The sequence below is a fragment of the Mesorhizobium sp. P5_C1 genome, assembly GCF_054049815.1.
On the sequence record NZ_JBFULQ010000963.1, the window covers coordinates 1 to 1323 of the forward strand.

Below are 1323 nucleotides of genomic sequence, written 5' to 3' on the forward strand. Positions count from 1 at the left end.
GCAACTGGATATCGAAATAGAGGTCAGGGATCTCGGAAAAATCCCGCTCCAGCATCTTGCGATAGCCGGACAGCCCAACCCGGTCGCCATTGTAGTGCACCTCGTCATGGACGAACCGGTGCAAGGTGCTCCAGTCCTGATTGTTGAGGCAAGCGATATAGCCGCGATAGGTGTCGGCAAGCTTGGTGTCGGTCACGGCGATTGCTCCGATGGATTATGCCATGCCGACTTCTATCAACTCCGGTGCCTTGGCTAAAGCACGTCGCGACTGAACGGAATCATGCGACGCGCCCCTGGGTTGTTGCCCTATCCATGTCGACGTACCAAAACCGCTGCGCAGTTGGGACGGCATGCGCTAGTGCCGTTTTCGCGCTGCCTTTTGGCGACGAGACCTGACCGCCTCCAGCAGTTCGTGCTCGCTGGTGTGCGCTTTTCGAACAAGGGCCACAACCATCATCGCCAAGATTTCGGCTTTCGGATCCAAAGGATCGAGATCCTCATCCGCGCATACCTGGTTGAACACACGTTCGCAAATCGCCAGATCATGATGGCTCAGGCAGGTGCGATTGGAGCGCCGGCGCAGCATCTGCGCGAACCTTTCAGAGCCCGCCGCTCGTGCTTGCGGAGGGTCTTTTGCTGATGAACCGCCGAGGCGATGGACTGTTCGAGTGGCACTATCGTCGATAGTGTATTGGAAACAGTTTACTCGCCGCTGGATGTTTGCTGTGTTAAGAGACCCAAAATCAGCGCACACTCGCGGGCTTTATACTGTCCAACAGTCATGAGTTGATGGTAGTCCCGCCGTTTGTCCTCCGGGATATGAAACCCACGTCGAAAGTCAGCCGCCTCTTTCGGAGTTCGAGTGCAACCGATCTTGCTGGCGGTGACTTTCAAGCTGGCCAGTGAACACCCTATTTTTGCCGCAATATCCTTCAACGGTTCGTTGTTACCGTATCCATCAAGAATGATCTTGCGACGAGCTTCGCTGTCGAGCTTTGTGTTCATTTTGACGGCCTCCTCAACTACGATTTCATGATGCCCGATTCTATAAGCACCAGGTTGAAGAGTGTCGTTAGCTTCGCATCCAGAAACTTATCTCGGCATTTATTTCTTACTRTAATCCAGCGTGATCGTCGTTTCAGTGGACTAGAGTTCCGCCAGTCTTGCTAGAAGCCTGAGATACACCACATGATTGAGAGGGGCATGGGCATACCGGAATCGGATATGGCACCATACAATGGACACTAAGAGGCAAGACGAGCCCCCCGGGCAGACGCCGGAGCGTGATCGACGTCGTTGGCCGCGCGAGGCTCAACCCCATAG

The 1323-nt window shown here is 54.6% G+C and carries 3 protein-coding genes; all 3 read right to left on the reverse strand.

Features of this window, described 5'->3' with window-relative positions:
• A partial coding sequence (locus ACXJ7R_RS33020) for an ester cyclase (RefSeq protein ID WP_457155458.1) occupies positions 1-196 on the reverse strand: 196 nt, incomplete at its 3' end.
• A 159-nt stretch (positions 197-355) separates the two neighbouring features.
• On the reverse strand, positions 356-586 hold the full coding sequence (locus ACXJ7R_RS33025) for a hypothetical protein (RefSeq protein ID WP_457155459.1): 231 nt from the start codon (positions 584-586) through the stop codon (positions 356-358).
• A 116-nt stretch (positions 587-702) separates the two neighbouring features.
• The gene (locus tag ACXJ7R_RS33030; RefSeq protein ID WP_457155460.1) at positions 703-1005 is read right to left on the reverse strand and encodes a hypothetical protein; all 303 of its coding nucleotides are present in this window, start codon (positions 1003-1005) and stop codon (positions 703-705) included.
• Positions 1006-1323: the final 318 nt, after the last annotated feature.